The sequence below is a fragment of the Proteus sp. FZP2095 genome (assembly GCF_023701425.1).
Classification (GTDB): domain Bacteria; phylum Pseudomonadota; class Gammaproteobacteria; order Enterobacterales; family Enterobacteriaceae; genus Proteus; species Proteus cibarius.
The window spans coordinates 362468-388708 of the sequence record NZ_JAMQBJ010000001.1; the positions used below are offsets into that span (position 1 = coordinate 362468).

Sequence of the window (26241 nt, forward strand, 5' to 3'; positions counted from 1 at the left end):
TTTTAATTTGTTGGGGATGTTGGGTTGGAGTATGTAATTAATAATCATGTTAATTTAACAATAAAATTTATATACATTTAGCTGAGAGTATTGATAAATACCTTAGTTTTTAAAACAACAAAAATACGTATTTATAACTATTTTAGGTGAAAGGCAGGCAATGATAATGATTGGTTATTGCCTGATTAGAATAGATGCAAGAAGATGATAGGGTGTCTATCCATCAACTACCATTGTTTTACATCAATCATATTGTTTGATGGGGATAGTTTTGCGATATAAGAAGAGATATTATTACGAATATAAGGATTTTTTTCTTCAGGATACATTTTCCAAGCTTTTTTTAAATAATCCAATAGCTCATTATTGATATAATTTGATCTCGATAATGCCTGAATTGCACCTAAGCTGATCTCTTCATTCTCAGAGATTGCAAGTTCATAAAACGCTGATATTTTATCTTTTAAATTAATATCATGTGAAGCCGCATAAATTGCACTTCTTATTATTTCTACATTTGGGTGAGTAAAGAATGGTTGAAAATCTTCAACTAAAATAGCGTTTAATTCGGTCAAAGAATAACCGATAAAACGCAGTGTATCTTCGTTATTAGTTACTTTAAGTATAGGGAGAAGACTCTCTTTGAAAAGAGTATATTGATCTTTATATTTAAAGTAAATAATAGGAATAACGATATCTGTTTTTTCATCAAATGGAGCAACTAAAGCTTGCTGAATATAAGGCAGTGCTTGTTCTTTAAAATAGGTGGCTAAAACATTTAATGAAACTTTATATAATTCAATATCTTCAGTTTGTAGTTGTTGCCCTAAAAAATCCAAACTATTGTTGGATAATTCAGGTAGTTTAGTTAGTGAGTTAATTGCACTAATTTTTTTCGTAATATCTTCATTATTTTGTGCAAATTGAAGTAACATTTCTTCATTACCTCCCATTCGATGACCAAACCAGCTTGTGTCATAGCCTAAAATTACTTCATCTAACCAACGTTCATACCATTGTGAAAATGAAGTTTCATAGGAAAATGTGTAAGGAGTATCTGAATTAACCCAATCGGAGGTATATAAAATATGCCCTTTATAATCTCCATTAACTACTAATAATAGATCGTATTCGCAACCACAAGTACCTAAATAAAGCGTACCTTGATGAACTCTATCGCAAATAGTATCAAAGTCTTCATCACTACAGTCTTCGGGTACATGACATAATGCTTTCCATTCATCGATATCCATTTTAGGGCTAAGTAAGCAAGGTAGGGCACAATTTTGTATGCCATTCCTATCGATTGCATCATCAAAAGCATATAGGCCATAGTAAGGGCCAGCGCCACCATAAGAGCCGGTGCCGCCGTTGCCAATTTGAGTTATAAAAGCGATATAATCTTCAGGAAATTCACATCCTATTTTTGCTTGTAGCTGATTAACTTTCTCTTTTGATAGCGGAGAATTTAGCTGATATTTATGATTATCAGCACCAAACTCTTTATATTCATGATCAATACTAGTAACTAGTGCTAATTTCTCACGGATACGTTCAATAGGATTATCTGCATACTTTTTATTAAGTTGCTCCCATTGCTGCTCTGGTGTTAGCTCTTTGTTTTTTCTAATGATCGAGGAAATAAAACCCATAATTTAAAATCCCTATCGATGTATGGTTTAATTATAAAGTGGTTATTTCATAATCCTTTTAGACAGTGATAACCAAATACAATATTATTATCTTACTTAATTTTTACTATAAACTATTTTAGCTTCAATAAGATAATAGCATTTTGTATGAAAGCTTATCCTTCATTTAGTGTTAAGTGGCGTATGGTTTTATGCAGATAAAAAAAGACCAACGCTAGGAGAGTTGGTCAATAAATACTAGAAGCAATGTGAGCAATGTCGTTGTGAAAAACCAAGTAAAATACTCAACTATTCACAAGGTAAAAGATAATCATTATCATTTGATATGTCAACCCTATGAAGATTATGGTCACTATTTATTCACACTAAAAGTCAATAAGTTCTCTTACTTTATAGAAACCAAAGTGGGAATTTTATTATTAATAACAATAAGATCACTATTTTCTGATTGAGGGCTTATTGTATTTTTAACAGCATGCATTTTTTTCATTTTATTGACTAAATCTTTAAAGTGTTTCGAGCGTAAATGTATCGTTTTCTTAACCATGAGTTTTCTCCTTATTGATGATAGTCATAACAATAATAAGGATACCCACTAAATGCAAATGATAATCACTACTATTTGGTGTGGTATATAATTTGATGATAGATGCTCATAAGTAGGTAAACAGTATTATTTTGTCTGCACTTTTGTGTACAAGTTTTCTTATCTTCAGTCTTTTGAAAGAGTGATATTATGAAGAATAAAAGGAACTAATAGGGAATTTTTGCGATGGCGTATGATTTGACGAAGAGATTAGTCATAGGGCTTTCTTCTAGTGCATTATTTGATTTGCAAGAATCAGATAATATTTTTCGTACACAAGGGGAGGAAGCTTATCGAAAGTATCAACATAAAATGCAGGATATGCCTTTGGATAAAGGTGTTGCATTTCCTTTTATTAGTCGCCTTTTGAAATTAAATAACATTAGACCTGACGATCCTCTAGTTGAAGTTATTTTATTATCCAGAAATGATCCCGACACTGGATTAAGAGTGATGAATTCTATTGAACATTATAACTTAGGGATCACTCGAGCTGTATTTCTTCAAGGAAAATCGCCTCATATTTATATTCCAGCATTTGATATAGAGTTATTTTTATCTGCTGATCATGATGATGTTTTACAAGCGATTAATGCAAATTATCCAGCAGGGCAGATATTAGCCGGTCATGTTAATGATGATGATGCTGATGAATTAAGAATTGCTTTTGACTTTGATGGTGTGATTGCTGATGATGAAGCAGAGGTTATTTATAAAACTTCAGGCGAATTGTCTCAATTTCATAATCATGAAGCCAAAATGGTTGATGTACCTCATAACCCAGGACCATTAAAAAAATTCTTACTGCGTATTTCTGATATTCAAAAATTGGAATTAGAGAAAGTAAAACAAGATCCTACTTATATTCCATTACTTAAGATCTCTATTGTTACTGCGCGCAATGCACCATCTCATAAACGAGTTATTAACACGATGAGAGCATGGGGAATTTCTGTCAATGAAGCTTTTTTTATGGGTGGGGTAGAGAAAGCTAATGTTCTGAGAATTTTAAAACCACATATATTCTTTGATGACCAAAAACTGCATTTAAAATCATCATCTGAATTACCTTCGGTGCATATTCCTTTTGGAATAGCTAATAAGAGTGTTGATAATAAATAAGATACTTTTAATGAATTGAGTGTCTGGTATATATAGCATACACTCAATTTTTCTTTTGTCTAATTATGTTTTTAATTCAGTTTAAATAATAAAATCGCTCAATACTGGATCTATTTTATAAGAGTGGTATGGTATTAAATAATTACTGAAAATTATAAATTTAAAATGTTTATAATTAATTTAAAGAGGCTGAAAATTTAATTTAAATAAGGAAAATTGAAGTGGATAATAATCATAAATTTTTTTCTGACGATGTGTGCCCTAAAACTGCATTATATGGTCAATTTTATGGTGATAATCACTATGCTGGCCGAGATTACGAACGGAAAATATATTATGGGAATAAATTCCCAAAAACTAAGAAAGGTTTTTATTTTAAAAAATTAATGAATTTTTAATAATAAAAATAACAAGCAAATATGATAGAGTCTATTCTTAATAGAGATATCCATGTGATTTAAACTGATATATATTTAAAATAAATTGATGATTGCGTAACTAATATAATTTACTATGCTGAAAAATAACAGCGTAGCAAAATTTATTATTAAATCTTTTCAATATCAATAGGTTGATAACCTTAGCATAACGGTTTGAAATGTTCACCTGAATTATTTGGCATTAGATGAATGTGAAAATCACCGATTTTGCTCAATAAAACGCAATCATCAACATCTTTCAGATTGTCTTTATGTTGTTGCTGACTATCTACTAAAAGTGTTGCAATAGCTCTCTCTTTATCTCCAAACCATGCTTCTTTTAACGCAGGCCAAGCATCTGTATTTTTTCTTTTTTTATCAATGTGTTATTAATTAAATAACCATATTGAGAGCAAGTGTAAAAATTAAGATGATTAATTTTTATGAACTAAATTATTTATTTTTAATCTAAATATTAGTTATTAATTTTAAATATTATTTGGAGTAGATATGAGATTACTTATGCTTTTGAGTGTTTTTTTGATTTCTGCTTGCTCATCAACTGGAGCAATAGAATCTCAAGAAAGTAAAAGCCATAAAGAGGATCCATATTCTGATAGCACATTAAATAGTATTAAGACTAATCAGAATATTTATATTGAACAGCAACGTAGTAAAGGAAATTTTTAAGTTGTTAAAATAAATGATTGCTTTTGGGGCCACCTAAGTGGCCTTTTTATATGCATAAATATAAAACATGGCATATTAATAGAAATTTTTTAAATTTCCAGTATAAGAATAAGGTACGCATTATTATTGTAATTGAGGGTATTAAATAATAACTTCATAAAAAATAGTAAGAATAAAAGGGTGCATCGGGTAGATGACAAATAAAAAAGAGAAAAAAAGTAATGGAATCTTAAGGTATACGGAGCTATATTTATATTCAGATAATTTATGAGATGAGGCTGTGATGAATAGAAAAGAATTAATTAATTATATTAAAGAAAACTATAATGCAGAGCCTGAGTGTTTATGGATTAAATATCCAAATTATATAGTTTTTAGGCATAATAGTAATTCGAAGTGGTTCGCAGCTATAATGGATGTTCTAGAAAGTAAATTATCTGATAATGGTAGTAGGAATATGGTCGATGTTATAAATTTAAAAGTTATGCCAAATTTAACGGGATCATTACGATTGAAAAAAGGAGTATACCCAGCTTACCATATGAATAAAGAGCATTGGATTTCTATTAGCCTCTCATCTGAATTTGATGATAACGAATTAAAATCTTTAATTTCTGAAAGCTATAATTTGACACAATAATTTTATTAATATAGCTTACTCAATTTTTAAACACTTTCTAATTATATAAGTTAATTTATTATATAGCATTTTCATATACGCCTTTATTGAATTTTATCTAATATTAGTCATTTTAAATGTGCTTACATCTTCTTTTTGAGTAAGCCTCTGAGAATGTAAAAATCGGTGAGTATATAAATGATAGCTTGTTAAAAAACGACTTAATCATAATGAGAAAAAGCCTTTCTTATCGTAATAATAGTTATTCCTCCAAAAAATATAATGAAGGAAATAAGCAAATAAAATATTATAAAATTAGCATCACTCTCTTTAAAGATCATCATTACTAATAAAATAAATAGAAAAAATAAAAAGAATTTCTTATCACTATTGATCATGCAATACACGTAAGAAACAAAAATAGACACTAAAAGGAAAGTAAAATAGGCGATAAGTAAAGCAACAAACTCTAGGCTGTTAAAAAAATTAGCAGGTATTTCTTCTTCGTGGAATATCATTATCAGCACGATGGCGGTTGCTATAAAACTCATTAAAGTAAAGATTAAAGTGACAAATTTATTAGTATATAAAAATGATAGTTGCTTAAAATAAATAACTTTTATTGAAATTTCTAAAGAAGACACCAACACGATAATACTGATAAAGAAAATGGCAGAAGAAGTAGCTAACCAAATAATATTATCATAACCAAATGTAGATATACTGAGATAGAGCGATATCACTAAAGATAATACTGGGGATATAAATGTTAGCAACTTTTTCTTTTTTTGTTTGTCGTTCATATTACTATCCATTATAAAAACAACAAGATACCAATTAGATATTAGAAATTGATAACAGAGTGATTATATAAGTCGGTCAGTCCTATCGATCATCGGCACTATTCTGTTTTTAAATACCACGTATAATTTTGACGCTGATACTTATTTTAATTTGATATTATTATTTTTTGCCCACTTCCTTAATCTCCCATTAGCGTTAGCATACGGTGAAGATGTGTTAAATGATATCATCCTACCCATCGTCCATTTTGTGTACCATGGTTTGCCATATAAAATATCATCAGTTCTCTCATTAATAAGCTTCACAATTTCATTTTTTGTAGTCTGAAGTTCAGCTACTAACGAGTCATAATTTAATTCACTGTAATCTGAGTAAAATTTTTGAGCAAGAAGACCAAGTTGGTTCCACTTATAACCCGTGTCTGGAAAATCGACAGGTAGACCTTTAGCATCAGATGTGATCCATTTTACAACAAGAGAATTCCATCCGAGTAAATATGAAACAAGATCACGAACACTCATCTCTGTTCCTTTGGCGTGCCCATCCATTGAATATTCTGAGGTGATTTCTGCCGGTATCACATTAAGATAACTAATTAATTTATTGAAATTTTTATCAATAGCTAAGAGTAATTCAACTTTTGTTTGTGGTACGCTCATAAGGAATTCCATCTCATTAAAATAGAGAAATTATAAGGGGGTGTAGTGTTTGAAAACAAATTAATTATGTACTATCCACCACAATATGGGAAAGACTCTTTTATAAACAGTGTAACCGTTAATTTTTGAATATAATTGGATCTCTATTTTTAAATAGTGAGCGATTTATTCTTTACCACACTTAATTTTATCAGAGCTCCGCGATTGTGGAGCTGTTTTTGTTAATTAACTCACTTGTTTAATATAAAAGAGATAGGAATATCTTGAAATTTAGACTTTATGCTATTTTTTAATATTTTATATAAGGTATCTATCAGCTATGAGTTCCACCTTGTTGAAGGAGGAATACCGTCTGATTTTATATATAAAAAATGGGATCAAAACAGAGTAAAATATCAGCTTCAATATGTTCATTTGTGCTTTTAAATTTAATTATCTGTCCATTCACCGTTGGTTCCAAATTTCCGTCAGAAATAGGTGAGAATTGGATTTTAACTAGGGTAAATCTGATGGGAGTTTTACACCAAGCAAATTTCAGGCATAGAAAAACCAACCTTAAGAGGTTGGTTTTTCTAAAGAATTTTGGTCGGCATGATAGGATTTGAACCTACAACTCTTGATACCCCATAAAACTGACTTTAAGGTATCTAACACTTTGATTATAAATTTAAATAATACATTTTATGTAGTTGAATACAGTTCCTAAATTAGCTGAATTCATTGTATATAATTGATATCTAAACCAAATGAAAGTGATGAAAAATGAAATATAAACCGATGCCGAAAGAACTTGTTTTGTTGGATGTTGAGAAAATCAATGGCTACTTATGTGCTGTTGAGTCACTGAACAGAGAGCCAAATGTTGCTCCTGACTATGAATGCACTTATGTGGAAGAAAAAACGACGTTACTTAGTTCGGTTCAGTCAGTGATTATTCCTCATAGCGATAAACATTCCATTGAGCATTGGAACGTTTCGTTAGAGCAACTCAGTGAAAACGATATGATTAAAATAGTGGAAGAATGGTTTTTTCAGCTTGGTATTGCTGCAAGGCATTCGGAGTTACTAAAGAATTTAGTCGTTGGTTTTAGAGATTTAATTCAGCCATACACTATAGGTTCTTCAATATATAGGGTGAATATGATCCCGCCAATTTGGTACGCAATACGCTGGGATAATTTTGTGATTCATTCCAAGCATGGTTCTCTTTTATTTGAATTTAACTTTAGTGATTAAATTATTTGTGAGCAGTTGTACTGCTAAGAGAGGCAAGACCAATGGCAAAAACAGTAGTAGAACGTAAAGTGAAACAACGTAAGTGGTAAAGGGAGTCTGGCGTTACCAAGATTGAATTATTTATTGATGAGCAAGAATAAGTTTTATAATCTTATTAATACTACTTCGCTTTTAAATACTGTACTGAATTCCCGTCCGGCAATTTCTTACTTCTCTCACGATAAAAAGCTAGCCGTTCATTAAAATACTCACGCAAATGTGCTGGTTGCTGTCGTTCTATTTCCGAGGCTACAACTGGCATATTTAAACGTTCTTTATATGCAATACCACTCGCAGATAGATCGACGTTAATTTTGTCTTTTTCTTCCTGAGTTAGCTCAGCTAGATTTTTCATTTGATAAGCTCTGTTAATGGGTTTGAGGTGAATTATAGCATAGAAATAGGGCGAGAATTGAGCTTTAACTAGGGTAAATCTGATGGGGGTTTTACACCAGTTTTACACCAGTTTTACCCCTCGCAAATTTCAGGTATAAAAAAACCAACCGTAAGTGGTTGGTTTTCTTAAATATTGTTGGTCGGCATGATAGGATTTGAACCTACGACCCCCGACACCCCATGACGGTGCGCTACCAGGCTGCGCTACATGCCGTTTGTGCCCTGTATATTACTGTTTTTGAGTGCTAAAGCAACCCTTTGCTAATTAAGTGACGTAATTTTGTGCGTCACTTAATAGCGTTAGCGTTCAATAAAACGCTTCTGTTCAGCCAGAACTTGCAGTAACAATTTTAAATCAGGTTTTGCAGAACTGATCTCTTGTCCTGATTTATCAAATAAAGCGTATCGACCATGCTTATCTATCAACAAGGTATTATCTTGTAAAAAGACCACAAATGCCTCTTCATCGCCTGTGAAAATCCATGGATGATTACGAGTGCTTGCAAATAAATCTTCACCTTGTGAATAGTTGTCTGCTGGACTAATGACATGTAACACATGCTGCATCAAGGTCGTCATTACATCTTGATGGCTTGTCATTCGATCAATAACCTGTGGCGTCATATTTGGCCAATGTATCATTAATGGCACCTGTGACTGGCTTAAATTAAAGGTGGTTTTATCTGACAGCCATTGATTAGTTTGCTTCTTATCGTTGTCTTGATGATAGCTAGAAGTGACAACCACAACAGTATTATCTAGTACTTTGGTTTCTTGTAATGTCTTAAATATTGTCTCTAGTTGATCATTTAATGTGGCTCGTTGAGACGCATTATTGGTATGACCATTAATTTGTAAGAAAGAGAACCAAGGAGTTGTTTGGTTGTTTTTGACTAACCAATTACTCCAACTATCAATAGTGGCATTATTATTACCACTACGTGATGTTGGGAGGGAGAAATCTGATAGCACAGCTTGTTTAAACAGTGGCGTTTGGAAACCATTCGTTGAAAACATGGCTAATTGATAGTTTCGATAACTTAACGCATCGAAAAGCGCAGAGTTCTTTCTGCTACTTAATACACTGTCTAAATAAGAAGGTGAAATACCATAAAATAGTCCAAATAATGCAGTGTCATTATTTATACCTGATGAATAATGACGCGAAAAATAAAGGTTATTTTGTGCAAATTGTTGCAAGCTTGGCAATTCAGGCACCTCTTCAGTCCCTAAGCCATCAACCACCACCACCAGCAAGTTATAAGAATAGGTATCCTTGGCATAGATTAATGGAGCAAGAGGGTAGGTGATACCTTGTGCAGCTGGATTACCTTCACTGATAACACGTTGCTCATATTCTGATTGATTAATAAAACCGTGGCGCTCAAGGAATTTACGCGCTGTCATTGGGTAGGATAACGGCAAATTAGCACGTTGCATGGTGATTGGGCGATAAAAGTTAGCGTCAGCCCAAATTGACATAGAATGAGATACTATAAAGCAAGTAATAAAGACACCCGCTAATGGTTTACCCCAGCGTTGGCGATTTAAACTGCGTAATTTTTGCCAACTCCATGTTGCAAAAAGCATTTCAATCAGAAAGATGATGGGAATGCCAATGAAAATAAGTTGCCATTCTCGCGCCATTTCACCTTCATCTGGGTTAATCACGAGATCCCAAACAAGTTGAGTCAAATGGAGTTGAAATTGCTGGTAAACGGCGATATCAAAAATAAGGATAGTTAATCCTGCGCTGGCAAGGGCACAGGAAATAACTCTAAGTAGCCGTTGAGAAACAGCGACAAAGGTGAGGGGGAAAAGGATGAGTATATAGATAGCAAAGACAATAAAACTAAAATGTCCCATCCAACTCACAATAGCGTAAAAACGACCAGCAAAGGTTGCAGGCCAATCAGAAATAAACAGGTAACGGCTTCCAAGCAGTAAGCTTAGAATAATATTAAATAGCGCAAACCAGTGACCCCAACTGATCATTTGGGATACTTTTTCACGATAGGACTGAGGTCTCGTTACCATGTCTATAAATAATTTTTCTGTGTTTATTAGTGAATATTGCCTTCATCAATTGAAGCACGCAATGCGTGAACAAAGGAGTCAGCAATCAGCATTCGTTGAGCAGGGGCAATACTTGTATTAATTAAGTTTGTCACCATGTTCCCCAACACCATCAAAGAAAGATCTGTAGGAGTATGATGTTTTTCAAGAACGCTGACAAGTTCTGCAAGTAATTGCTCAACTTGTTCATCACTATAACGGGATTTTTGTGGCATAAAATCTGAATTCCTACTAAATGGATAAAACGCTATATATTACCGTATTACTAGGGCTTTTTCCGCTATTAAATTAATTAATTTTCCCTTGATACTGAAAGTAGGGAGTGTTTGAATACGCGCACGAGAAAGAGACGCAATAAAAGAGGACGACCATGAGTCTAGATATTAACCAATTAGTTTTGCATCAACTTATTAAGCGAGATGAGCAGACATTAGAAGTTGTGCTACGTGATTCACTCTTAGAAATTGAACCAGTTGTTCAGGAAATGATTGAAGAGTTACATCGTGTATACAGTGCAAAAAATAAAGCTTATGGTCTGTTTAATGAAGAAAGTGAATTAGCAGAAGCGTTGCGTTTACAACGTAAAGGTGAAGAGAATTTTTTAGGTTTTTCACGAGCAGCAACGGTGAGACTGAAAGACGAATTAGCAAAATATCCTTTTGCAGAAGGTGGTACCGTTCTATTTTGTCATTATCGCTATTTAGCGGTAGATTACCTTTTAATCGCTGTACTGAGCAGTTGTAACAGTATGTGGGTAAACGACAGCCTAGATGTGTCATCAACACGTTATTTAGATATTCCTCATGCAGATATTATTGCTCGTATCGATTTAACTGAGTGGGAAACCGCACCCGACTCTTTACGTTATTTAACGTTTTTAAAAGGTCGAGTTGGACGTAAAGTCTCTGATTTCTTTATGGACTTTTTAGGTGCGCAAGAAGGTTTAAACGCCAAAGTTCAAAATAAAGGCTTATTGCAAGCAGTTGATGATTTCTGCGAAGCTTCAGACATGGGCAAACAAGAGCGTCAAACTTGTCGTGAGCAAGTATATAGTTACTGTAATGAGCAATTACAATCTGGCGAAGAAATTGCCTTAACGGAGCTTGCTGAAGAATTACCGTCTCTAGGCGACCAAAACTTCGCTCAATTTACTGAAGAAAAAGGCTATGAATTAGCTGAAACATTTCCAGCAGATCGCAGTACGTTACGTCAACTGATGAAGTATTCAGGAAGCGGTGGTGGATTAACTGTGAATTTTGATGCGAAATTATTAGGGGAGAGAATATTTTGGGATCCAGCAACAGATACACTCACCATTAAAGGCACACCACCTAATTTACGTGATCAGCTACAACGTAGAGCATCAGAAAAATAATTAAGTAGTAGAAACAAATAACGCCACATAAGTGGCGTTATATGCTCGGCGTCCCGAAAAATAAAGCTCGAAGGGTGGCTTATTAAGCGCGCAGGAAGTCGATATGAGTAATTTTTGGCTTATACTCGTGACGTTGCACTGCTTTAACTTTAACTTTAGTTTCTTTACCATCGATTACCAGGTTAACGAAATCTGAATAGAATTCTGATTTGTGTTCTTGGTTGATAACTTCGTTGTGATCTAAATCGATAGCGATTGGCTCTTCATTTCCGCCATAAACGATAGCCGGAAAACGGTTAGCCACACGCAGGCGGCGGCTCGCACCCTTACCCTGCTCTTTACGTACAGTTGCTTTGATAGTTAACATCTTTTTTCTCTTATAAAAAAGAAAGAAAATACATACTTGTTACAGGCGACCCAGCAACAAGCTCGAGATTTGGTTTATCTAAAAATAGATAAAGCGGGGCGCATTTTAACGAAAAAGTCCCCTAACAGCAAATATAAATCCAGATTAATACAAGGTATCTGCTTTTCGGTAGCGACCAGCATAGTCAAAAATCTTATTTCTTATCTTCCAGAAGCTCTCTTTTTTACCTTTATGAGCGACAATAAAGTCAGGGTGACGCAACAAATCAAATTGCTTAATAATGTCGTTGGCATTATGCCAAATAAAAGGAACGCCTGGTGCGCGTTGATGTTCACGTAAAAATTTTAATTCAAATACTTTTCGTTGAGCAGGAGTTGTTAGTCGAAAACGTTCAGAGACGGAGGTGCCTTCTTCATCGTAATAATTAATTTCTAACCATTCACCTTTAACATCATTTCCCGATTTAAATTGCATTCCACCACAGCGTAAGACTAATGCTCCTTTGAGTTTTAATGCTGCTTTAAGCATATCATCAGGATCAACCAAGATTTCGTCGCAATGAATGCAGCGACGTGCTGCAATATCATTTTCCTCATTGCAATGTGGGCACAATTTAAAGCGGAAACGAAATTCACACTGCTGTTTTTGCCCTTGTTCATTGAGCTCCCAGCCTTGGCAACGTCGACCATAATGTTCAATGATATCGCCATCAGCATCTACAATGCCCCAAAAGGTGTTGGCAAATTGGCAAATAGGACAGAAAACTTGTACCGGCTTACTATTCGGATTGGGTTTTTTAGTACCGACTTCGGGTAGATAGAGATCATGAGGATTACCTGCATAATCTAAAATTAGGCATTCGGTTTTTCCTGCAAATAATCTTAATCCTCGCCCTACAATTTGTTGGTATAAACTCACAGACTCAGTGGGACGTAAGATAGCGATTAAATCAACATGTGGAGCATCAAAACCTGTTGTTAATACGGCAACATTAACCATATAGCGTAATTGTTGCTGTTTAAAACGAGAAATAAGATGGTCACGTTCAGAAGAGGGGGTATCAGCACTGACTAGCGCTGCTTCATCCTGTGGTAAAAAAGAAAGGATCTCTTTTGCATGTTCAACCGTTGCCGCAAATATCATTACACCTCGGTAATTTTGTGCATATTCAATAATTTGAGCAACAATATGAGGTGTGATGCGTTTTTGTCTCTTTATTTCACGGTTTAGATCTTCTTCATTAAATATCCCATTTTGACTTGTTCTTACTTGGCTAAAATCGTATTGCAAAATAGGCATATCTAGGCGAGTTGGCGGAACTAAAAAATGATTGCTTATCATATAGCGCAAAGGCAATTCATAAATGCAATCACGGAAAAAGCAATCTTCATTGCCTCTGATCATACCGTGATAATGATATTGATAAATCCAGCCTGTAGGTAAGCGATAAGGTGTTGCAGTTAATCCTAAGATCCGTAATTGTGGATTAATGGATTGTAATTGTTTAATGACTTGCTGATATTGGCTATCTTCAGACAAACTAATGCGATGACATTCATCAATAATAAGAAGGGAAAAAGTATCACTAAATTGCGATAAATTACGGGCAACAGATTGAATACTGCCGAAAACCACTTTTCCGCTACTCTCTTTTTGTTGTAAACCCGCAGCAAAAATATCCGCAGATAGACCATAAGCCTCATATTTGCTATGGTTCTGTTCTACTAATTCTTTTACGTGTGCTAAAACCAAGACACGCCCGCGCGCTCTTTTAGCCAGTTCTGCAATCACTAAACTTTTTCCTGCGCCAGTAGGTAATACAATTACCGCAGGTGTATTGTGTTGACGAAAATAAGAGATTGTCGCGTTAACAGCGTCAAGTTGATAAGGTCTGAGTGTAAAAGCCATAACTCTACATAAGAAATCAAACAGGGCGTCAGCGTAACATTTTTTTATAAGTAGCGCGAATAAGGGGGAGTAAAGGACGTGATAGTTTATTTATAAATTAATTAGTTGTTTTATTGTTAATATTCATTTTTAATAGATACCTCATATCAGATGGTATTCTTCCATTTTTCAGAGAAATTCATGCGATTAGATAAATTTTTGTCCCAGCAATTGGGTATTAGCCGTAGCTTGATCCTTCGTGAATTAAGAGCAGGGCTTGTAACAATTGATGGCGAAATGGTGAAAAGCGGTTCAACCAAAATTGCGCCAGAGCAAGAAGTAGCTTACGACGGTAATGTCTTAACTCAAATTTTAGGGCCTCGTTACTTTATGTTGAATAAGCCAATCGGCTATGTGTGTTCAACAGACGATCCTGTTAATCCGACTATCCTTTATTTTATTGATGAACCTTTGGCCCATAAATTACATGCTGCTGGGCGTTTAGATATTGATACAACCGGGCTTGTTTTATTAACAGATAATGGTCAATGGTCACACCGTATTACGGCACCAAAACATCACTGTGAGAAAACCTATCTGGTTACGCTAGAAGAGCCAATTGCAGAAGGTGTCGCTGAACGATTCCAAAAAGGTGTTCAACTTAACGGTGAAAAAGATCTAACAAAACCAGCCACGTTAGAAATTATTACACCAACAGAAGTCAAACTCACTATTAGTGAAGGCAAATACCACCAAGTAAAACGTATGTTTGCAGCAGTGGGTAATCATGTAAGTGCTTTACATCGTGAGCGTATTGGGGATATCACATTAGATGAGACTTTAGCTGAGGGCGAATATCGTCCATTAACAGAAGAAGAGATCAACAGTATTCACCTACCTCAATAATTATTATTTATCCTGTCGTTTTTGGGAGTTTATCTGCGTGCAACAGCAACGTTCGTCGTACCTTAGTCTCATTTTAATACTGGGACTTATTTCCATGCTTATGCCATTGGCTATAGATATGTATTTGCCAAGTTTACCCACTATCGCGCAAGATTTTGGTGTGCCTAGTGGCAAAGTGCAAATGACATTAAGTATCTATATTTTTGGCTTTGCTATTGGGCAATTAGTCTATGGACCTATGGCTGATAGCTTGGGGCGTAAGCCTGTCATTTTGGGTGGCGTAATTGTTTTTGCTTTTGCCTCTAGTGCATGTGCATTATCTGAATCAATCGATATGCTAATTGGTATGCGTTTTTTACATGGCTTTGCGGCAGCCGCGGCAAGTGTTGTGATTAATGCATTGATGAGAGATATGTTCTCTAGAGATGATTTCTCTAGAAGTATGTCTTTTGTTGCACTTGTTATGACCATCGCACCTTTATTAGCACCACTATTAGGTGCTTGGGTGATGAATTGGTTTTCATGGCATGCTATTTTTTGGAGTATTGCGATAGCTGCTGTAATTGCATCTGCATTAATTGCTTTTTATATTCCAGAAACATTACCAAAAGAGCGCCGCCAACGCTTTAGCTTAAGAGTAACATTTAGCCAATTTATTAGTCTGTTTAGAACACGTCGTGTCCTTTGTTATATTTTGGCTTCAGGTTTTTCTTTTGCTGGCATGTTTTCATTCCTTAGTGCTGGCCCTTTTGTCTATATCGAATTACATGGCATTCCATTTGATCAGTTTGGATTATATTTTGGTTTTAATATCATCTTCTTAATTGTAATGACAAGTATCAATGGGCGATATGTTCGCCGATTTGGTGCATTGAAGATGTTGCGCCTAGGCTTAACGATTCAATGTGTTATGGGGATCTTTTTATTACTGGTGGTCGCTCTTCATTTACATTTCTATTTCCTTGTTGTGGGTGTAGCAATGTATGTGGGTGGGATTGCGATGATCACATCGAATGCGATGGCTGTTATTCTTGACGACTATCCTCATATGGCGGGGACGGTTTCTTCTCTTGCAGGAACAGTGCGTTTTGGTGTTGGTGCTTTAGTGGGAACAGCTATTGCTATGTTACCAGCAAAATCAGAATGGCCAATGGTAAGCTCTATGGCATTTTGTGTACTGTTTGCAATGGGTTTCATCTTACTTGCACGTCGTTATAAATAAGAATATCACGCTATAAATAACAGAAATTTATAGCGTGCTCCTCTTTTTCTGCCTCTGTTTCCTCTAAAAACACCACATTTTCCTCTGCGATATTTCATGAATCGTTTCAAATTAGTGTAATTTTTTGATTTGAATCAATACTTAATGTTGTTATTTTGTTAAATTAAGTAAAATTTATTTTAATAATCATCTATTATTGTTTTGTTGATATGAAGTATCGTGATAAAAATTGATGGATTGTTTTACTTGAATACGTAATATTTTATACAATTATTTTATATGGTTGATAAAATGTTAAATAAATGAAAGAATAATTGAAGGGATTAAGCATCACAGGTATGAATGCCTGTAAATACTAAACTAAATGAATGGTTTGATACGTCTCTTCGCTTTTTTTGTAAAACAATTGTAACAATCGTATTCTATAATTAACAAAGTTCTAATATGCGTGTGAGCAAGTCAGTTCAAACTCGTATTGATGATGTATTAAATTAACGTGTTGATGAAACAGGATTGATTTGTGGATAATGTACAACTTTCGGTAGTTCATAAGCTGCCGCTGAGTTATCGGTGGCTAGCAGGCTTTGCAGGCACAAGAGTAGAAATACTGCCTGAAAATGATGCTGGAAAGCAAACTACGCTGATTGGCTTAAAATTGTTAAGTCATGATGGTATGACACTGGATGAAGCAATACAGAATTTGCGTCAGTATCTGAGTAATCTTCATATTGATAGCGTTGTGATTGAATGGGATGGAGCTCCTTGCCTTTTCCTTCATAGTGACGATGAATGTGCTGCTTTATGTTGCTTAAAAAATGCTGGTGTCGCTATTGCTGAGCCATTCCCAACGGCATATTCTTATTTATAACACTTACTTAATGTTATAAAACCAATAAAGCCACAGTGTGGTTTAAGCATGATAAAGAATATAAAAAAAGCCTCATTAATTAATGAGGCTTTTTTATTGCAATAAGATATAAGGGAATTAATTATCTTAATACATTCTGCGAAAGGTTGTTTTCAACAAGTGTGGCATCATTGTTTTCTATAACACGTCTTGCTGCATAAAAACGTTTATTCCAGTAGGTATTAGACATTTCTGACACTGTCACACCATTGCTGGTGGATGCATGTACAAATTTATCATTACCGATGTAAATCCCAACATGGCGCATAGTTCGGCCTGTTTTGAATAGAACGAGATCGCCTGCTTGTAATTTTGATTTATTAACCTGAGTACCAGAGAACTGTTGGTCTGAAGTTGAGCGAGGGAGTTCTACACCGAATTGGTCAATAAAGGTTCTTTGAACAAAGGCAGAACAATCGATGCCTTTTTTAGTGTTTCCGCCTAAACGATAAGCGACGCCTTTCCAGTCTGCATATTGGTCAAGTATCTTAGATTTTATATCGAGATTCTTCACCAATGATTCAAATTCATCTTGTGATGCTTGGGAAATAGATGTGCTTGATGATGTATTAAGTGGGGTGGTGCTTGAATTCGCTAAGCGTGGATTTGCGTTCTGTGAGCTACATGCCGATAGCGTAGCTACAACAATGAACGCCGGTATGAGCTTAAGCATTCTCATATACGGTTTTGTTCTCATTGTGACAGATTTCCCTTACATCCTTACGTGCAGAAGTGCACATGAATTATTCACCAAATAACCAGAGAATATAGTGTAATTTAACTCTGGCAACCTTATTTCGCGAAAAACGTGCTCTAAAGCACGTAAATATCCACATTAAACAATAAATAATGAGGAAACCAGAAAAGTGTACAGAAATAGGGACTAAATGGCGAGAGAAAAGAAGCTTAATTTACAAAACATTAGATAATAAAGTGCTAATACTTAAAATAGATCTCATTTTGTCATAATAATATCATTTAACTGTCAAAAAATGACCAAAAGAATAAGTGCAATATTACACTCATTCTTTTTTTATTAATTAGATGTGTTTTCTCTTTTATTTTTTAAAAGGAAGATATTTTTCTAATTGTCTGATAATTATATCCGATAATGGTGTAATTAATAACCAACTCGTCGTAATTAAAGTTAAAGAAATAGAACCCACTAAGATATCTGATGCCCAGTGTGCGCCAGCCATAACTCGTGGTAATGAAAATACGACTGTAATAAGAAGAGCACATAAGAAAGAACGAAACGAGAGATAACGTAATATAAAGCTACAGAAGATAAGTAGCATTAAACCATGATCACCTGGGAAGCTATCGCCAGAGGCATCTTTTGTTGGAATACCTGTCACAACACCCACTCTATGTACATCTTGAAAATGAAGTGTCGGGCTTGGTCTTTCAATTGGAATATTTTGTCCAATTTGATTGATGAGCACTGCACTTATTACCATCACTAATCCCACAATTATAAGATGGCGTTTGCCCATATAATCTTTTTTACGGAATGTATTGTAATACAACGCGCCCATTGCCAACAAAATAACCAAGTCAAACTTTCTATTATTAATATAAGCCACAAAAGAGGCGAAAAAAGTATCTGGTAAAATGTGCTGATTAAAAAAATAAAAAATACGAGTATCTATTGATAGCCAGAATCCATGTTGTGCTGGAAGATACCAAGAGAGAAAAATAATTAATCCTGTGAGATTAAGTAAAAAAATAACAAGTGCTTTTTGGCGAAAATTAGAAAGTTTCATAGTAATCAAATGGCAAGCTTTAAGTGTTTTTTTGTGACACTTGTCACAAAGGTTCAAAATTTAATGATAGGACTATAGTCAAAATAAAAAAATATATCTTTGCAATTTATCGCTTAAGTGGATGTTATTTTTTTGTTTCTTTTTTGTTGCTCCTCGTTAATCTCTACTTAACCTAAATTTTAGGTATTTTTTTTCGATAGTCGTAATTTGAGTAATTTATAATTGTTTTCTATTCTTTAATTAAAGATAAAAGTTAAATAAAAAAAGTTACAGGCCGATATTAGTTATGTCTTTAATAACATATTGGCTTGTGACTCCTTACACTCCAATAACAAAGGAGATTCAAAATGAAAAAGATATATATTACAGCTATATGCTTATCTTTATTATTTAGCATTCCATCTTTTAGTAAAGAAAATAAAGTCATCGGCTCTGGAACTATCACTTTTGTTGGTGCAATTGTTGAAGGCAATTGTTTAATGGATGCGGATAAAAATACTTTTAAAACAAGCTGTTGGAATGGTAGTGAAATGCAAGAATCTCAATATCAGTTAGAAAAGAATAAGCACTTTAGCTCTAAACTGATTAACAATAAAGGTTCTATCAATATTAGATGGATAAATGATCATTTAGCTATAATGAATGTTGTTTATAACTAAATTTTCATTGTTAAATAATAAAAGTTATAGAGTTAATTAAATTTTTTTTAATGCTTCTCTATAGTGTTATTTATTATTTTAAATATTTGGCTTAAGTTTTATCAACGTTGATTTCTTATTTATAAATATCGAGCGTTTATATTTGATAGACATCAAATATTCTTCTTATGTCTATATGAATGTCATATTTTATTGCTATGATGAAAATATGTCGGGTAGGTGTGATCCCCATACCTGCTAGCGCAAACAAGAAGTGAGGTCGTTATGAGAAAATATCTGACCGTAGTATGCAGTCTTCTCGTTTCCAGTTCGATATCATTGGCTTGGGCGTCTGATCCCATGCAAACAACAGGGCAGATTTATCTGCGGGGTGCGATTGTGGATCCTGCATGTGAAATGAATTACACACTTGATAAAGCTGAATATCAATGTTACAAACACAACAAAGTGTTTACATCTACTCAACCCATCATTCCAGCGTCTTTTGATAAATCCCAACAAACTATTATTTTGCCTCAAGATATGGGCAAGGCTGAGATCCGTTGGATGGATAATACCCAAAAGAATGGTGTTATTGACGTTCAGTATTTTTAAGGCATCTGTGGGGAAATAGAAGTAGGTAGTAAAGATAAACAAGTCAAATAATCGTTTGTCACATTGGGTTTCTTTACGATTATCTGACCTATTTAAAGCAACATTAGCTATGCGCTAATGAGTATTTTGACTGTTGATTAGTCAGCACGGCCCATATAGCGACGTTCAGCAATATGAATGCGAATTTTATCGCCAGTAGAAAGATATTCAGGAACCTGAATAACTAACCCTGTTGGTAATGTCGCAGGTTTAGTACGAGCACTTGCAGATGCGCCTTTAATACCTGGAACAGTTTCAACAATTTCCATATCAACAGTTTGTGGCAGTTCTAATGCTAAAACTTGACCCTCCATTGTTAATACTTGCATTCCTGCTAAGCCTTCTTCAGGAATAAACAGTAATTCATCTTCAATTTGATCTTTTTTGAAGGTATACGGTGTGTAATCTTCATTATCCATAAAGATATACTCATCACCATCAATGTAAGAAAAGCTAACAGCGCGACGTGTTAAGCTGATGGTATCAATCATATCATCGCCTTTAAAACGCTCTTCTACTTTCTGGCCTGTACGGATATCCGTAAAACGCATTTTGTACAGCGTACTTGCGCCACGAGCACTTGGTGCTTGAATGTCGATATCTTTTACCAGTAATAATTTGTTGTTATAACTAACAGCCATACCACGTTTAATTTCATTGGCTTTTGCCATATAAAACCTTCCATTAAATAACATTGACGATAATGGCGACAAAATTACTCGCAGTGCAGAAACTTGGCAAGTTATTCGCACATTTTTTTATAAGATTTGATAAAAAAATAAAGCCAGCTCAAGTATGGGCTGGCTTTAGATATTAACTTTTAGAAAAGAAATTAACGGTAGATAGGAAGAAGATTAAAGTTCGCTAAAATATGTGCACTGGCATTGATAACACCAAATAAAATAACGAAACCAATCATAAACATACCACCGGGAGCTTTAAAGCTTTGACTTTGATTACGCTCGCGGCTTGCTTTTGCCATTAATGCAGGGATAATCGCAGCCCAAATCGTTGCTGCAAGTCCTGCAAAACCAATGGCATATAAGAAACCATCAGGAAAAATAATTGCTAAAATAGTCGGTGGTATAAATGTGACTAATGCAGATTTAAATCGACCACTTCCTGTATTTGAAAACTTAAAGAAGTCCGCTAAATAATCGAATAATCCTAATGATACGCCTAAGAATGAACTTGCTAATGCCATATAAGAAAACAAGTCTAATAACATTGATACAGTGGCATTGGCGGTTGTTGAGCGCATCTGTGCTAATAAGTTACCAATATTCCCACCATCAGCAATTACCTGCTTGAAACCTTCGCGAGGAATATTACCTTGTACAACAAACTGCCATAAAATATAAATCGCCAGTGAAATCAATGTGCCAATAAGCAAGCTTTTCATGACGGCTTTGCCATCTTTACGATAATACGTTACTAAGCCCGGAATATTACCGTGATAACCAAACGAGGTTAGTAAATAAGGTAATGCTGCTAAAGCATAAGGTAAGTAACTCGCATTGCTTTCATTGGTATTAAATAACACAGGCATTTTTACTTCCGTAAATAAGCCACCAATGGCTAACACAAAGGCAATTACCATACCGCCAATTAAAATAGTGCTAAGCCTATCCACAGCACGTGTTGATAACCAAACAAAAAAAGCAACAATTAAGGCAAAGACTAAGCCGGCAATGGCTTGTGGTACACTGATCAGACCTGCAAAGTTTTGCACGATAATGGAACTGCCAGCAGAAATATAAGCGTAAGTTAAAATATAAAGAACAAACGCAATCGATAGTCCATTAATTGTACTCCAGCCTTTTCCTAATAAGTCTTTGGTAATGGTATGAAAGCTTGAGCCTAAAGGATAATGAAGGTTTACTTCTAAAATCATTAACCCAGACATAAATAAACAAAACCAGGTGTAGATCAGAAGAAAAATAGAACCGGTAAACCAGACACCGGAAGTCACAATAGGAATGGAAAACATGCCTGCACCCACAGCGGTACCTGCAATGATCATTGCGCCACCAAGTACAGATGGGCGCTTTGTTATTGATGTGACTTCTGACATAAGATGTCCTTATAAAATTGACTCAATGTACTAGCTTGATGGTGTAAAGAATACACGTTTGCTATAAAGGTGTAAATAGAGGTTATTGTGCTTTATAAAAGAAAAAAGTGAGTAAAAATAATACAGTAGGAAAAGGTGGTTATATAAATCAATAGATTAGTGTGAGGATTATCAGAAATAATAAAGAAACACAGCGATAAATAAGTGAAAATTTACGCAGAAATAGATAATTCGAACATTATTCTGAACAAAAAGATCCAGAATAATGAACGTGATAGGGTGTTTTTAATTAACCTTGATAAAACTGCTTACTTTTCCATAATGCAATAGAATTGCGACTAGCTTCGAAGTGTGGTTCAGGTAAATCATCTGGAGAACACCAGCGGATTTCAGAGCATTTATCTGGTTCCATCAATTTAGGCTCATCACCTTGGTGTTGTGCGATCATACAAATAGAGACTGTGTGTTTACCTTCTAACTGGTAAGTTTCTAGATTATTGCTGATACCAATCACTTGTGGCGCAGTGATCACAATCCCAATTTCTTCTTCTATTTCGCGAATAGCACATTGCTCAAAAGTTTCCCCTTCATCAACATGTCCACCAAAAATTGACCAATAAGGGGCATGTTTTCCACAACGTTTTCCTAATAACACGTCACCATTTTTATTAGTGATAATTACGCCAACACCGACTACGACTGACATTTAAGACTCCTTTTTTCTTTTTTATATAGTTATAGTTAATGTATGAAATAAGTCGTTTTTTACGGGCAATATTCTCCTTTGTGGAGGGAGCGAGTGCAAGGATAAAAAACCAAATTCACTGAATAAAAGGTTAATTGATGCTATATATAGCACCCTAAATATTCATAATAAAAATGATTGGGGAGTGAAGGCATGAGTCGCCGTGTCGCTACGATCACCTTAAACCCTGCTTATGATCTTGTTGGTGCTTGTCCAGCTATTGATGTAGGTGGTGTTAATTTAGTCCAAACTGCTGGGCTTAATCCTGCGGGTAAAGGTAATAATGTCGCAAAAGTCTTACGTGATTTGGGCATTGATATTACTGTTAGCGGGTTTATGGGACGTGAAAATCAAGAAGAATTTCAGCACTTCTTTAGTGAAAATGGGATGGCTAACCGTTTTTATCTTGTGTCAGGACGAACACGCATTAATGTCAAGTTAACCGAAGGAAAAGGGCAGGTCACTGACTTTAATTTTTCAGGATTCACCGTATCAGAGCAAGATTGGCAGCGTTTTGCAACGGATTCACTTAATTGGCTTGGGCATTTCGATATGGTTGTTGTCAGTGGAAGTTTACCGAATGGCGTTGATCCTGAAGCCTTTACTCAATGGATGATTAAACTAAGAAGATTATGTCCGTGCATCATTTTCGACAGTAGTCGTGATGCTTTAGTTGCAGGGCTAAAAGCAGCACCTTGGCTAATAAAACCTAATCATCGTGAATTAGAAGCGTGGGTAGGGCATTCACTAACTGAAATGGCAGATATTATTAAAGCCGCTCATCAACTACGCGATAAAGGCATAGCACATGTCGTTATTTCACTGGGTGAAAGAGGGGCTTTATGGGTAAATGCATCTGGTGCATGGCTGGCAAATCCACCACATTGTGATGTGATAAGTACCGTTGGTGCAGGGGATTCGATGGTTGCTGGATTAGTGTATGGTTTATTAATGAGTCAAACGAGTGAGCATACTTTGCGTCTTGCAACTGCGATTTCTGCGTTATCAGTCAGTCAGCCTGATGTTGGAATAAAAGACAGAAGTCAACTCGCTGAAATGATGGCTAAGATAGAGCTAACACCGATTAAATAAGATAATTTGCGGTTTATTACTATAATACAAAAACAGTATAAAACGAAAACTATAAAAAACGAAAATTGTATAAACCGCAAATTTTATTAATGCTGCTACTGTTTCTAGTGCTGTTGTGACTTTAGCCAAGCAATTTCGTCAGGCCAAATATCTGGATTAATGGTTTCTAAAATCAGCGGAATACCATCAAAACGCTTATCTTGCATAATATAGCTAAAAGGGACTTTACCAATATTCCCTTCACCTAAACTGTGGTGACGGTCTACTCGACTGGCTAATTCGCTTTTTGCATCATTAAGATGCATTGCTTTTAGGTATTGAAAACCAACTATCTTTTCAAATTCAGCAAATGTTTTTTCGCAATCTTCAATTGTTCTTAGATCATAACCAGCGGCAAAAGTGTGGCAAGTATCAATACAAACGCCTACACGAGATTTGTCTTCTACACCATCAATAATGGCGGCTAGATGTTCGAAACGATAACCTAAATTTGTACCTTGCCCTGCTGTATTTTCAATCACGGCAGTGACATTTTTAGTTTTTTCTAAAGTGATGTTAATTGATTGGGCTATTTTTTGTAGGCACTTATCAACATCAATCTTATTTAAATGGCTTCCTGGATGGAAATTAAGTAACTCAATACCCAGTTGTTCACAACGCTGCATTTCATCCAGAAATGCGTCTCTTGATTTTTCAAGAGCATCTTCTTCAGGGTGACCTAAATTAATGAGATAACTGTCATGGGGTAAAATTTGAGAAGGGGTATAACCATAAAGTTCACAGTTCTTTTTAAATTTATCAATGACTTCTGCGGATAATGGTGCCGCTTTCCACTGGCGCTGATTCTTAGTAAAAAGGGCAAACGCAGTAGCTTTTATTTCATGTGCGCGTAATACCGCCTGATCGACGCCACCAGCAGCACTGACATGTGCGCCAACAAATTTCATCATTTCTCTCCTTAGATTTATTTCACACCATGATAACAAACATACAGCGTATAACATCATATTGAGGTGATAAAAGCAAAAAAGCGCAACTAAAAATAGTTGCGCAATAATGAAAAGTACTTCTCAAGGCGAAATTTTAAGGGGGATTATTTATATCGATATTCTTATTAAGACATCAACACTGTTTGAATAAAGATATTAATTATCGCACCACCAAGGGTTAACCAGAAAAATAAGAATAAGGCTAATAATAATGGTTTGACGCCAGCTTGTCGGATAGCGCTAATATGCGTTGTTAAACCTAATGCTACCATCGCCATTGCTAAGAGAATGGTATCAATAGTCACAATGTAACTAACAATAGACGCTGGAATTAAATTTAAAGAGTTAAAACCTGCCATTAAAATAAAGAATACGGCAAACCAAGGAATAGTAATTGGGCTTTTCTCCGTCGCTTGTACGCCATTGTTTGCCTTACTTTTTTTCTTACTTAAATAAGTTGAAAGAATAATTAAGAACGGTGCTAACATCATTACGCGGATCATTTTACTAATAACCGCAGCATTTTCAGCATCAGGGCTAATTGAGTGTCCCACAGCGACGACTTGAGCGACTTCGTGAATAGTTGAGCCGGAGAAAATACCAAAGGTTTCTTCTGTAAAGGGTAACCAGCCTGCAAATGCATTTAAATGATAGAACCAAGGGTAAAGGAAAATACCGATAGTTCCGAAAATTACAACAGTAGAAACCGCAACGGCAACTTGGCTTGCTTGTGCTTTAACAACAGGCTCTGTCGCCATAACAGCCGCCGCACCACAAATACTACTACCCGCACCAATCAAAATGACAGTTTGTTCATCTAAGCCGAAATATTTGCGGCCAATCCACATAGCGATAAGAAAAGTCGATGTCAGCATAATGGCATCTATAATTAAGCCTGTTGCACCTACATCTGCAATTTGCTGAAAAGTCAGTCTAAAACCATACAAAATAATACCTGTACGTAATAAATAGTGTTTAGCGAATTTGACACCTTCGTCACTATACGGTTTTGCGACAGGATAAAAGGTATTACCTACAATAATACCGAATAGGATCGCCAGCGTTAATGCGCCTAAACCCATACTCGAAAACCAAGGAATATCACCAATATAAATAGCAAGCGCAGTTAATACGCCTGTTAGTAATAAACCAGGAAGCCAGCGATAGACTGGAGTGAAACATTTTTTCGCCAATGTAATAGGTTGACTTTGCTCTGACATAGAAAAACCTTGCTTATATGAATTTTGCATAAGCATATAACAATCAATCTTATTTATTAAACTCATTATTTTTATAATAATAACCAGTAAAATTAATATAG

General features: G+C 35.0%; 28 protein-coding genes and 1 tRNA gene. 12 read left to right on the forward strand and 17 right to left on the reverse strand.

Annotated features, from left to right (window positions below; translation table 11 throughout):
• Positions 1-227 precede the first annotated feature (227 nt).
• Together NBG71_RS01610 and NBG71_RS01615 are read right to left on the reverse strand one after the other, a co-directional pair.
• Positions 228-1652, reverse strand: a complete 1425-nt coding sequence (locus tag NBG71_RS01610) for an SMI1/KNR4 family protein (protein ID WP_250916483.1) — start codon at positions 1650-1652, stop codon at positions 228-230.
• Positions 1653-2037: 385 nt separating this feature from the next.
• Complete coding sequence (locus NBG71_RS01615; protein WP_164530199.1) at positions 2038-2199, reverse strand: hypothetical protein; 162 nt, start codon at positions 2197-2199, stop codon at positions 2038-2040.
• Between the two features lie 225 nt (positions 2200-2424).
• Here NBG71_RS01615 and NBG71_RS01620 point away from each other — a divergent pair, with 225 nt between their 5' ends.
• From NBG71_RS01620 to NBG71_RS01635, 4 genes are all read left to right on the forward strand, one after another.
• On the forward strand, positions 2425-3360 hold the full coding sequence (locus NBG71_RS01620) for a 5'-nucleotidase (protein WP_075673596.1): 936 nt from the start codon (positions 2425-2427) through the stop codon (positions 3358-3360).
• Between the two features lie 221 nt (positions 3361-3581).
• Entirely contained in the window at positions 3582-3758 is a 177-nt protein-coding gene (locus tag NBG71_RS01625) for a hypothetical protein (protein WP_164530198.1), read from the forward strand.
• 531 nt (positions 3759-4289) lie between these two features.
• The gene (locus tag NBG71_RS01630) at positions 4290-4469 is read left to right on the forward strand and encodes a hypothetical protein (RefSeq protein WP_075673595.1); all 180 of its coding nucleotides are present in this window, start codon (positions 4290-4292) and stop codon (positions 4467-4469) included.
• A 283-nt stretch (positions 4470-4752) separates the two neighbouring features.
• Positions 4753-5109: an MmcQ/YjbR family DNA-binding protein gene (locus tag NBG71_RS01635; RefSeq protein ID WP_075673594.1), complete on the forward strand. Its 357-nt coding sequence runs from the start codon at positions 4753-4755 to the stop codon at positions 5107-5109.
• Between the two features lie 200 nt (positions 5110-5309).
• Here NBG71_RS01635 and NBG71_RS01640 read toward each other — a convergent pair whose 3' ends face one another.
• A complete protein-coding gene (locus tag NBG71_RS01640; protein WP_099659743.1) occupies positions 5310-5891 on the reverse strand; it encodes a hypothetical protein in 582 nt (193 codons plus the stop codon).
• Between the two features lie 141 nt (positions 5892-6032).
• Positions 6033-6551, reverse strand: a complete 519-nt coding sequence (locus NBG71_RS01645; RefSeq protein ID WP_075673592.1) for a ClbS/DfsB family four-helix bundle protein — start codon at positions 6549-6551, stop codon at positions 6033-6035.
• A 762-nt stretch (positions 6552-7313) separates the two neighbouring features.
• On the opposite strand from NBG71_RS01645, the gene NBG71_RS01650 reads away from it, so the two are divergent.
• Positions 7314-7787, forward strand: a complete 474-nt coding sequence (locus tag NBG71_RS01650) for a hypothetical protein (protein ID WP_075673590.1) — start codon at positions 7314-7316, stop codon at positions 7785-7787.
• Between the two features lie 160 nt (positions 7788-7947).
• On the opposite strand, the gene NBG71_RS01655 is transcribed toward NBG71_RS01650, so the two are convergent.
• The 4 genes from NBG71_RS01655 to NBG71_RS01670 form a co-directional block, all read right to left on the reverse strand.
• A complete protein-coding gene (locus NBG71_RS01655) occupies positions 7948-8181 on the reverse strand; it encodes a DNA polymerase III subunit theta (protein WP_156733253.1) in 234 nt (77 codons plus the stop codon).
• A 178-nt stretch (positions 8182-8359) separates the two neighbouring features.
• Positions 8360-8436 (reverse strand) — tRNA-Pro (locus NBG71_RS01660).
• An 86-nt stretch (positions 8437-8522) separates the two neighbouring features.
• Positions 8523-10259, reverse strand: a complete 1737-nt coding sequence (yejM, locus tag NBG71_RS01665) for an LPS biosynthesis-modulating metalloenzyme YejM (protein ID WP_099660746.1) — start codon at positions 10257-10259, stop codon at positions 8523-8525.
• Positions 10260-10285: 26 nt separating this feature from the next.
• Positions 10286-10513, reverse strand: a complete 228-nt coding sequence (locus NBG71_RS01670; RefSeq protein ID WP_004247042.1) for a YejL family protein — start codon at positions 10511-10513, stop codon at positions 10286-10288.
• A 155-nt stretch (positions 10514-10668) separates the two neighbouring features.
• Between NBG71_RS01670 and yejK the strand changes: the two genes are divergently transcribed.
• Positions 10669-11673 carry a nucleoid-associated protein YejK gene (yejK, locus tag NBG71_RS01675; protein WP_099660745.1) on the forward strand — a complete coding sequence of 335 codons (1005 nt, stop codon included), beginning with the start codon at positions 10669-10671 and terminating at the stop codon, positions 11671-11673.
• Between the two features lie 82 nt (positions 11674-11755).
• Here yejK and rplY read toward each other — a convergent pair whose 3' ends face one another.
• Positions 11756-12040 carry a 50S ribosomal protein L25 gene (rplY, locus tag NBG71_RS01680; RefSeq protein ID WP_023581385.1) on the reverse strand — a complete coding sequence of 95 codons (285 nt, stop codon included), beginning with the start codon at positions 12038-12040 and terminating at the stop codon, positions 11756-11758.
• A gap of 144 nt (positions 12041-12184) precedes the next feature.
• Positions 12185-13948: a DNA repair helicase RadD gene (gene radD, locus NBG71_RS01685; protein WP_250916484.1), complete on the reverse strand. Its 1764-nt coding sequence runs from the start codon at positions 13946-13948 to the stop codon at positions 12185-12187.
• A gap of 180 nt (positions 13949-14128) precedes the next feature.
• On the opposite strand from radD, the gene rsuA reads away from it, so the two are divergent.
• The 3 genes from rsuA (at position 14129) to NBG71_RS01700 (ending at position 16923) form a co-directional block, all read left to right on the forward strand.
• Positions 14129-14833: a 16S rRNA pseudouridine(516) synthase RsuA gene (gene rsuA / locus NBG71_RS01690; protein WP_075673585.1), complete on the forward strand. Its 705-nt coding sequence runs from the start codon at positions 14129-14131 to the stop codon at positions 14831-14833.
• A gap of 37 nt (positions 14834-14870) precedes the next feature.
• Positions 14871-16055: a Bcr/CflA family multidrug efflux MFS transporter gene (locus NBG71_RS01695; protein ID WP_229581648.1), complete on the forward strand. Its 1185-nt coding sequence runs from the start codon at positions 14871-14873 to the stop codon at positions 16053-16055.
• A 520-nt stretch (positions 16056-16575) separates the two neighbouring features.
• Positions 16576-16923 (forward strand): YejG family protein, encoded by a 348-nt coding sequence (locus NBG71_RS01700; RefSeq protein WP_075673583.1) that lies wholly within the window; start codon positions 16576-16578, stop codon positions 16921-16923.
• A 121-nt stretch (positions 16924-17044) separates the two neighbouring features.
• On the opposite strand, the gene mepS is transcribed toward NBG71_RS01700, so the two are convergent.
• Together mepS and NBG71_RS01710 are read right to left on the reverse strand one after the other, a co-directional pair.
• Entirely contained in the window at positions 17045-17659 is a 615-nt protein-coding gene (gene mepS / locus NBG71_RS01705) for a bifunctional murein DD-endopeptidase/murein LD-carboxypeptidase (protein WP_075673582.1), read from the reverse strand.
• Positions 17660-18020: 361 nt separating this feature from the next.
• Positions 18021-18728: a phosphatase PAP2 family protein gene (locus NBG71_RS01710; RefSeq protein WP_075673581.1), complete on the reverse strand. Its 708-nt coding sequence runs from the start codon at positions 18726-18728 to the stop codon at positions 18021-18023.
• A 347-nt stretch (positions 18729-19075) separates the two neighbouring features.
• Here NBG71_RS01710 and NBG71_RS01715 point away from each other — a divergent pair, with 347 nt between their 5' ends.
• Together NBG71_RS01715 and NBG71_RS01720 are read left to right on the forward strand one after the other, a co-directional pair.
• Positions 19076-19387: a YmdA family protein gene (locus tag NBG71_RS01715; protein WP_250916485.1), complete on the forward strand. Its 312-nt coding sequence runs from the start codon at positions 19076-19078 to the stop codon at positions 19385-19387.
• Positions 19388-19726: 339 nt separating this feature from the next.
• Positions 19727-19981, forward strand: coding sequence for a YmdA family protein (locus tag NBG71_RS01720; protein ID WP_223673695.1), 255 nt, complete (start codon positions 19727-19729; stop codon positions 19979-19981).
• A 137-nt stretch (positions 19982-20118) separates the two neighbouring features.
• On the opposite strand, the gene yeiP is transcribed toward NBG71_RS01720, so the two are convergent.
• The 3 genes from yeiP to NBG71_RS01735 form a co-directional block, all read right to left on the reverse strand.
• Positions 20119-20691: an elongation factor P-like protein YeiP gene (gene yeiP, locus NBG71_RS01725; protein ID WP_075673578.1), complete on the reverse strand. Its 573-nt coding sequence runs from the start codon at positions 20689-20691 to the stop codon at positions 20119-20121.
• Positions 20692-20852: 161 nt separating this feature from the next.
• Complete coding sequence (mtr, locus tag NBG71_RS01730) at positions 20853-22094, reverse strand: tryptophan permease (RefSeq protein ID WP_223673694.1); 1242 nt, start codon at positions 22092-22094, stop codon at positions 20853-20855.
• 289 nt (positions 22095-22383) lie between these two features.
• Positions 22384-22800, reverse strand: a complete 417-nt coding sequence (locus NBG71_RS01735) for a nucleotide triphosphate diphosphatase NUDT15 (RefSeq protein ID WP_075673576.1) — start codon at positions 22798-22800, stop codon at positions 22384-22386.
• Positions 22801-22992: 192 nt separating this feature from the next.
• On the opposite strand from NBG71_RS01735, the gene fruK reads away from it, so the two are divergent.
• Positions 22993-23931, forward strand: a complete 939-nt coding sequence (fruK, locus tag NBG71_RS01740) for a 1-phosphofructokinase (RefSeq protein WP_075673575.1) — start codon at positions 22993-22995, stop codon at positions 23929-23931.
• Between the two features lie 104 nt (positions 23932-24035).
• Here fruK and nfo read toward each other — a convergent pair whose 3' ends face one another.
• Positions 24036-24878 (reverse strand): deoxyribonuclease IV, encoded by an 843-nt coding sequence (nfo, locus tag NBG71_RS01745; RefSeq protein ID WP_109419039.1) that lies wholly within the window; start codon positions 24876-24878, stop codon positions 24036-24038.
• Positions 24879-25045: 167 nt separating this feature from the next.
• The gene (locus tag NBG71_RS01750; RefSeq protein WP_171455282.1) at positions 25046-26140 is read right to left on the reverse strand and encodes a YeiH family protein; all 1095 of its coding nucleotides are present in this window, start codon (positions 26138-26140) and stop codon (positions 25046-25048) included.
• Between the last annotated feature and the right edge of the window lie 101 nt (positions 26141-26241).